Source organism: Dysgonomonas sp. Marseille-P4677 (assembly GCF_016652235.1).
GTDB lineage: Bacteria > Bacteroidota > Bacteroidia > Bacteroidales > Dysgonomonadaceae > Dysgonomonas.
The window spans coordinates 1-7,638 of the sequence record NZ_JAEPKU010000170.1 but is presented as its reverse complement, the minus strand read 5'-3'; the positions used below and the strand labels follow the sequence as shown (position 1 = coordinate 7,638).

7 protein-coding genes are annotated in these 7,638 nt (G+C 35.6%); 1 reads left to right on the top strand and 6 read right to left on the bottom strand.

Annotated elements, in window-relative coordinates; genetic code table 11:
• Positions 1 to 195: 195 nt before the first annotated feature.
• From JGH11_RS18155 to JGH11_RS18135, 5 genes are read right to left on the bottom strand one after another with little or no spacing between them, the layout of a single operon-like run.
• Positions 196 to 708 carry an ECF transporter S component gene (locus tag JGH11_RS18155; protein WP_201114159.1) on the bottom strand — a complete coding sequence of 171 codons (513 nt, stop codon included), beginning with the start codon at positions 706 to 708 and terminating at the stop codon, positions 196 to 198.
• Positions 709 to 725: 17 nt separating this feature from the next.
• On the bottom strand, positions 726 to 2,606 hold the full coding sequence (locus JGH11_RS18150; protein WP_201114157.1) for a TonB-dependent siderophore receptor: 1,881 nt from the start codon (positions 2,604 to 2,606) through the stop codon (positions 726 to 728).
• 1 nt (position 2,607) lies between these two features.
• Positions 2,608 to 3,033, bottom strand: coding sequence for a DUF1893 domain-containing protein (locus JGH11_RS18145; RefSeq protein ID WP_201114155.1), 426 nt, complete (start codon positions 3,031 to 3,033; stop codon positions 2,608 to 2,610).
• Complete coding sequence (locus JGH11_RS18140; RefSeq protein ID WP_201114153.1) at positions 3,033 to 4,409, bottom strand: aldo/keto reductase; 1,377 nt, start codon at positions 4,407 to 4,409, stop codon at positions 3,033 to 3,035. The genes JGH11_RS18145 and JGH11_RS18140 overlap by 1 nt, the downstream gene beginning before the upstream one ends.
• An 18-nt stretch (positions 4,410 to 4,427) precedes the next feature.
• Positions 4,428 to 5,933 (bottom strand): 4Fe-4S binding protein, encoded by a 1,506-nt coding sequence (locus tag JGH11_RS18135; protein ID WP_201114151.1) that lies wholly within the window; start codon positions 5,931 to 5,933, stop codon positions 4,428 to 4,430.
• A 645-nt stretch (positions 5,934 to 6,578) separates the two neighbouring features.
• Between JGH11_RS18135 and JGH11_RS18130 the strand changes: the two genes are divergently transcribed.
• On the top strand, positions 6,579 to 6,824 hold the full coding sequence (locus JGH11_RS18130; protein ID WP_201114149.1) for a hypothetical protein: 246 nt from the start codon (positions 6,579 to 6,581) through the stop codon (positions 6,822 to 6,824).
• 261 nt (positions 6,825 to 7,085) lie between these two features.
• Here JGH11_RS18130 and JGH11_RS18125 read toward each other — a convergent pair.
• A partial coding sequence (locus JGH11_RS18125; RefSeq protein ID WP_201114147.1) for a nucleosidase occupies positions 7,086 to 7,638 on the bottom strand: 553 nt, incomplete at its 5' end.

The window sequence follows — 7,638 nt, the reverse complement described above, 5'->3', positions numbered from 1 at the left end:
ATAGACTATTATGTTAGGGATAACTAAACAAAAGAATAAAGGGCCGATTCTTTAAGGCTAAAAATCAGGCATTAATATAACAATAAATTATAGCTCCAACCGAATTTAAAGCCTGAGGAAAATCCTTTGTTTACATTATATGGATATCCTCAGACTTTCTTGTTTTTTGAATTTATAGCTTATTAATTTACAAATCTATTTATTCAACAAATACTTAATAAATAGATATCCTCCGAAAATCTGTAAAAGCATTCCCGGTATTCCCATCCGAAAATCCTGTATAGCCAATTCTAAATTACCTACAAATGCCCATTCGCCCAATGTACCTAGAATCTGGTAAGACAGTACAACTATCATCAGAATAAGAATAGAAATACGTTGATACTTTTTAGCTGCAAAACCAGCTGCTAAAGCAAGTAGTACAGACTTGAACATAATCACAGGCAATACCGTAGCCATAGGCATACCAAATAACAAATAATTGATTAATGGTGATAAAATAGCGGTTAATAGTCCTACTCTCCACCCATATTTATATGCTCCTATAAGTGTAAAAAAATAGATCGGCAACAATGTAAATCCGCCATTAGGCACAAGGTGGCACAATTGAGGTAAAAGGATGTTGCCAACAATAAAAAGTGATGCGACTAAATAGGTTTTTGCATTTTTATATTCCAATGAATATAGTTTTAAAGCTGTTGTTTCCATTTGATTATATATTTACATTAGAAATTTAAATTTATTCCTCCCATACATGTAGCCTTCGGCAGAGGATAGCCTACATTTATTTCGTAACGCTGTGCCAGTAGATTTTCTCCTCTAACAAAAAGATCGATTCTCGGATGTAAACGATAACTACCTCTCAGATTCCACAAGGTAAAACATTCTTCCTTTTCGGGAGTAACTGATGTGTAAAGTCCATTTACATATTGTAAACCCGTCGATACATTCCATTTTCCCTTTGAATAATTTACCCCTACATACAATTTATGTTTAGGAGCAGCTACAACAGGATATACCATTCTCAGCCAACTATAATTTGTCGAGATTTTCCATGATGAATTAATTTGATAAGCTACATTAGTCTCTATGCCCCAGTTCTCAATCTTCCCTGTATTAATATTCATTGGCCGTCCATTGACAGGTAAAGTTTGGATAATATTGTCTCCATTAATATAAAAGAGATTCAATCCGTACGAAAAAGTATTATTCAACAACCGTTGTGAATAAGAAAGCTCATAGTTAATTAATCTCTCAGGCAATAAATCAGGATTCTGAGGTACGAACATATAAAGCTCGCGAATAGTAGGATTCCGAAATCCTTTACTTATCATAGCTTTCAACTCTGACGAGCGAGATAATTGTAATGCTAGTCCACCCTGAGGAATCCACTCTGTACCTGTTACTGAATGATGGTCTGCACGTAACCCTATATCAAAAGTCAGACTGTGCCCAAGCGACTGACGCATACTTACGTAACCTGCAATTTCATTTTCCGATTTATCTGCAATATCCATACGTTTATCCGCAAACTGATTCCATGCATCACCTCCGAAATGTTGGTAATCAATACCCAATGTTATACGATTTCCCTGAAATAAGTTTATACTCTGATACCATGTAATGCCTAACATTAAGTCCTTAGAATTAAACTTATAATCTTTCGGTAGCTCGCCATTCTTATAGCCATCGTTAATATTATGGCGTCCCCAATTATAAAAAAACTTGAGAGCTCCGGAAGTTTTACGATAATTATTTTCAAGCGAGAAGGATGCCATTCCTCTGGTAATACGAGAATCGTTATCTAAAACCAAATTAGTCACTGCACCTGGATTAGAAGCATTGAAGTGGGTAATATTTACATCGGCAAATGTTTTCCATATATTACTGAAATTATATCCAAGTTTTGTATAGCCTCCATATTGTTCAAATTTCATATCCTTCCGATGCCCATCGGTACGATTGTATGAGGCTGTAACTATACTACTAAAGCGTCCTTTATATAGACGATTCACCCCTTCTGTCATTAGCGTATTATACGAACCATAACTTATTCGCACATTACTATTTACTTCATCTTGATATTTCACAGGAGTTACTATATTAATTACGCCCCCCATAGCATTAGAGCCATAAAGCACTGAGGCCGGACCTCTCAACACCTCAACTCTATCAGCCAACATCGATTGATACGCATCTGCAATAGGATGTCCCATCAATCCCATATACTGAGGATGTCCATCTATAAGCACGAGCAATCCCGCCGTAGGACTACCTCCTACTCCACGCAAACTCATACCTCCTGCTGCACCCGTCGACACACCATATCCCAATAAGCCTCTACTTGTTGTAAAGAAACCTGGTACCAGCTCAGTTAATACAGGAAGTAATGATTGCTCATATCGACTTCTTATTTGTTCATTATTAACAATAGATACAGTCATGGGTAAGTGGCGTATATCCGTCTCATTACGAGTGCCGGTTATAACTACTTCTTCTAAGTTATAGCTCTTTTTTACAGATATACTATCTTTCTTATTTTGTCCAAAAACATAAGTATTCAGGCAGTTACTAATAAGTATAATATAGATTATCTGTTTTCTCATTTCAAGTGTTTGAGCTCCTTTGCTGCATTTTTGTAATAAACTCTTTAATTAAAGGGAAAATGGTTTCTGACGTTTTCTCCTGATAACACATTTTTTCTATCGGACACCAATCAGTTTTATCTCTATTCTCGATAAAAGGAACCACCTTCCCAAAATCAACTTTGATATCAGACTCATTCAACAGAGCCAGAGCAGGCTCGCTAATAATATCAGTATACAGTTCTTTTACCTTTCCTAATATCATTAATGCAGCAGCAGCTTTCCCCACGACTTTATCTGCGATAGAGGCTCCTGCAAGAAAAGCCGTATCGTTATTCAATAATTGGTATAGATCAGCAATTCCACGTTGTGTAAAAGTGCGAATCTCTTTATTAGAAATCACACAAGAATAACCTCCTTGATGTAATAATTCTACGATTTCTTTCATTATAAAGTTTCTTGTTTTAATTGCTCAACAAACTGATCTATTCGATGCAATTCCTTCGTAACATCAATTCCTTGCGGACAAAGAGGTATGCATTGATTACATCCAATGCAATGACTAGCTTGCCTAAGTTTTGGAACACGGCGATCGTATCCCACCAAAAATGCCTGACGTGCTTTACGATAGTTCTCGTCCTGACGGTCTTTCGGCACATTCCCTTCATTCACACAACGATTGTAATGTAGAAGTACGGCAGGAATATCAATTCCATAAGGACAAGGCATACAATATTGGCAATCGTTGCATGGTATAGTCGGATATTTTAGCATTATCTGCGCCGTATCTTCCAGAAAATCTTTCTCTTCGTCTGTTAATGGTTTAAGAGGTGAATAAGTACGAATGTTATCTTGCAAATGTTCCATATAAGTCATTCCACTGAGCACAGTTAAGACTCCTTCAGGCGAACCGGCAAATCGGAAAGCCCAAGATGCTACACTGCTTTCTGGTTCGCGTTGTTTGAGACGTGCCACCAGATGATCGTTCAAATTTGAAAGCCTCCCACCCAACAATGGCTCCATAATAACAGCTTGTATATTACGTTTAGCCAATTCTCCGTATAAATATTCCGCATTGATATTATTTCCCGAAGCATGTTTCCAATCTACATAATTATGTTGGATCTGAACAAAGTCCCACTTAATATCCAACGATAGCATATAATCATATACTTTGACATCGCCATGAAAAGACCAGCCTAAATTACGAATACGGCCAGCTTCCCTTTCTTGTAAAAGAAAGTCTATCATACCATTATCGAAATATCGTTCTTTAAGTGTTTTTATGCCTTTACCTCCTCCAACTGAATGGAGTAGATAATAATCGATATAATCAGTTTGTAATTCTTTGAATGACTGATGATACATGGCTAACGAATTCTCACGAGTAGGGTTATGAAAATTCGACATTTTCGTTGCAATAAAAACTTTGTCGCGAGGATGACGTTTAAGTGCTATTCCCGTAGCCCGTTCCGAAAATCCTTGGACATACACAGGCGATGTATCGAAGTAGTTTACACCATGAGCAATAGAATAATCTACCAGTTGGTTCACAGCGTCCTGATCTATCACATTACCGTCTGCATCAGGCTTTTCTTTCAGTGGCCAGCGCATACAACCATAACCAAGAAGCGATACAATGTCTCCTGTAGCCGAAGATATACGGTATGTCATTTTATCGATTGGAACCTCTCCCAAAGCGGTATTGCCTCCAGTTTTTTTCTGTGGTTCACATCCATACAATGCTGCCGTAGTGGCTGCACCGGCACCCAGTACTTTTATAAAATCTCTGCGGTTTATATCTTTTTTATTTTCGTTTGTCATAACTTCAATTATAAAGAATTATATAATGCGGTGCATCTGATGCCCTTCTACATAAATAGCACTAAACGGACGAGCCGGGCATAAATTCTCACAGGCTCCACAACCAATACATCGTTCAACATTAACAACTGGTATTTTTGCAGAATCTGCTTTTTCCGAATCAGACGGAACCATTTGTATTGCACTGGTTGGACAGTGTCGAGCACAGTTTCCACAGCTGACTCCATCCGTCAATACCACGCAATTTTTCTTTATCCAAACAGCATGACCAACTTGAATTGCAGATTTATCAGCTTTAGATATAAGATTTATTGCTGAAGTCGGACAAACTTCTGAACATTTGATGCATTCGGGACGACAGTATCCTCTTTCAAATGTCATCTCTGGTTGCATAAATTTGGTTAAACTGTCGGATGGCTGTAACACTTTATTTGGGCAAACAGAAATACATAATTGGCAAGCTGTACAATGCTGTGCCATATTGCGTAGACTAAGTGCTCCGGGTGGAACGATAGCAGTGTCTCGATTAGGCATAATTTTATCTTCAATGACAGCCAAGCCTCCATCTACCTTCTTTTCTTGTGCTTTCAGAACTGATGTTAAAGCAAATAGAGTGCTTATTGAAAGGAAACTACGACGAGATGAATCATCTTTTCTCATTGAAAGAACTGTATCTTGTGAAATTTCTGTTTTTTTCTTAAAGTTTATTTTTCTTGGAGCATAGGTTATAGCACTTTTATTACATTTTTCTATACAATTCAAACAAGTCACACAACGACTATAATCAATAGTATGTGTTTTTTGATTTATACACGATGCTTTACAATTACGCGCACATGAGCCACAGCCATTACACTTTTCAAGATTAAAAACAGGTCTGAATAATGAAAAATAAGATATAAATCCTAACACCGTTCCTACCGGACAAATAGTATTACAGTATGTACGTCCATTACGCCAGGCCAGAACGACTAGTGCAATAAGTGTTATTCCAGATATTGATATTATAATAGTACTTTTGAGTAATATATCGTAAGAATAAAAGGCGTAACTATCCATACGCTCGGCGAAATAGGCTAATGCATTATTTCCCAGTTGATACAAAGGGGCAACTAATGTAGACATCATACGACCAAAGGCACTATATGGTTCTAATAATGTAAATACAGAACTTATTCCCAAGATTAAGGAAAGGATAAATAATACTAATACTACATATCTTAGCCATGGAATTGCAGGAGAATAAGAAAACCTATTCTTTTTTCGTTTTGCCGCTACCCATGAAATAGTATCCTGAAATACCCCTAACGGACATATGACAGAGCAATAGACACGACCAAAGAAAAATGTCAGTAATATCAAACTTAAAACCAATCCCACATTTAAGGCTAGAAGTGCCGGAACGAATTGTATTTTAGCCAACCACCCCAACCACGCATGAAATGTCCCGGTAAAATCGAGAAAAAGAAATGCTGTCAGTATAAAGCAAATGATGGCAAGAGTAACTCTAATTTTTCTCAACATAATGCATTATTTTATTATTGCTATTTTATTTGAACAAAACATAATAATTAGAGATGCGAAAAGTACTTTTTGTTTTCATGGTAGTTCTATCAATTGTTTAATAAAAACAAAGGTATTCAAACTTAAGAGCTATACATTTGTAAATCAAACGATCAATTTTCGAACTTAATAAATTACTTTAAACAATTCTATGTAGGGATGAAGTATTCATTTATAAATACGAGTGTTGTTCCGGTATAAGGGCATACTAATATTTATTCTCTATTTATAACATACTGTCGCAACATCCTTTATTTAGTGACCTATTTTCTGCAAATATACTAATTATTGCAATAAAACCTCATAGTATTATTTCATAAAAGTATATATTATTTATCTGATTTATTACGACAAGAGTTTGGTAATATAGGCAAAGCAAGATGAGTATTTCCTTTTATTGTATTAACCTATAAATCTTGTACACTCCAATATATAAGATTTGTTATTAATTTCATTTTTAGCATCTAGAGTGTGAAGGATAGCTAAAATATTTGATATTCTATTATTTAAGTGCTACATTTATAAATATTGCTATTTAAAAGCTCAACTATAAGTTAGTTTCATAGCTATATTAAAACTCTCATATTAATTTAAAATCAGAAACAAATGAATATAGAAAACAAGGCTCCTGCCAGAGGGAGAGTGCGTACTATGAAAAAAGCCGAACGCATGACTCAAGAAGAAACATTGAAACAATTATTGGAAAATCATAAAAAAGATCTTGGTGACGTTGTGCAAATTAAAGTCAATGAAAGAACATATATAGAAGTTCCTGCAAGCCTGACCGAAACTGAAAGACGCGAACGTGTTAAGAATTATCTTAAAAATATAAGTATTGCAAATAAAAGATAGTTGATAACAAAACTAAATCAAATATATAAAAGGCATCTCATAAATAATAATATGAGGTGCTTTTTTCATTTACTACTCCCCCACCTCTCTTCAAGTTAATCTTTATTCAGCCCCCACTTTAAAATTCCCTCATTACATAAAAAGCCTCTACTTCGATAAAATCATCCTCTTTTTTTGATTTTCATTGTTTTTCTATCAATCACCTAATATTTTTGAACTAAAAGTAAGTTTTAGAATAAATCCTTTTTCTAAATCAGAAACTCATTTATCCCTAAACCAATTTTCCAATTCCTTACGAGCATCAGAAAGTTTGTCTTCCCAATGTTTTACTGAATTTTCACCTATAATATCGGTAATATATTTGACCGATATAAATGGCACTTGAAATTCCTGACAGACAACTGCCTGAGCAAAGGCTTCCATATCGACCACATCTCCATCCATAGTAGATATTTCAGTAACAAAGCTATCACCGGTATTGCATGTACCTATATTTCCATCTGCTGAAAGCCAATCTAATAAAATTTGACTCTCCGCATGATTAGCTGTAAGATCAATCTCATATTCAATACCGGGCAATTTTACAGATTCGTAATCACGATCAATAAAACGTCGGCAAACAAAAATATCCCCTACCCGATGTTTATAACTGCCTGAAGTTCCCATATTCAGAACCAGATCAGGACGATCAGCACTAAGAGCTTTTGTTAACTTCATAGCCGATCGTGTTTTACCTATTCCCGTATGAATATATTGCATTTCACATTTACCTACTGTTATTGGAACAAATTCGTCTTGTACGGCATATGTGACC

Excerpts from the sequence above, each read along its gene's own strand:
- JGH11_RS18155 (WP_201114159.1), bottom strand. The coding sequence starts at position 708 with ATGGAAACAACAGCTTTAAAACTATATTCATTGGAATATAAAAATGCA.
- JGH11_RS18150 (WP_201114157.1), bottom strand. The coding sequence starts at position 2,606 with ATGAGAAAACAGATAATCTATATTATACTTATTAGTAACTGCCTGAAT.
- JGH11_RS18145 (WP_201114155.1), bottom strand. The coding sequence starts at position 3,033 with ATGAAAGAAATCGTAGAATTATTACATCAAGGAGGTTATTCTTGTGTG.
- JGH11_RS18140 (WP_201114153.1), bottom strand. The coding sequence starts at position 4,409 with ATGACAAACGAAAATAAAAAAGATATAAACCGCAGAGATTTTATAAAA.
- JGH11_RS18135 (WP_201114151.1), bottom strand. The coding sequence starts at position 5,933 with ATGTTGAGAAAAATTAGAGTTACTCTTGCCATCATTTGCTTTATACTG.
- JGH11_RS18130 (WP_201114149.1), top strand. The coding sequence starts at position 6,579 with ATGAATATAGAAAACAAGGCTCCTGCCAGAGGGAGAGTGCGTACTATG.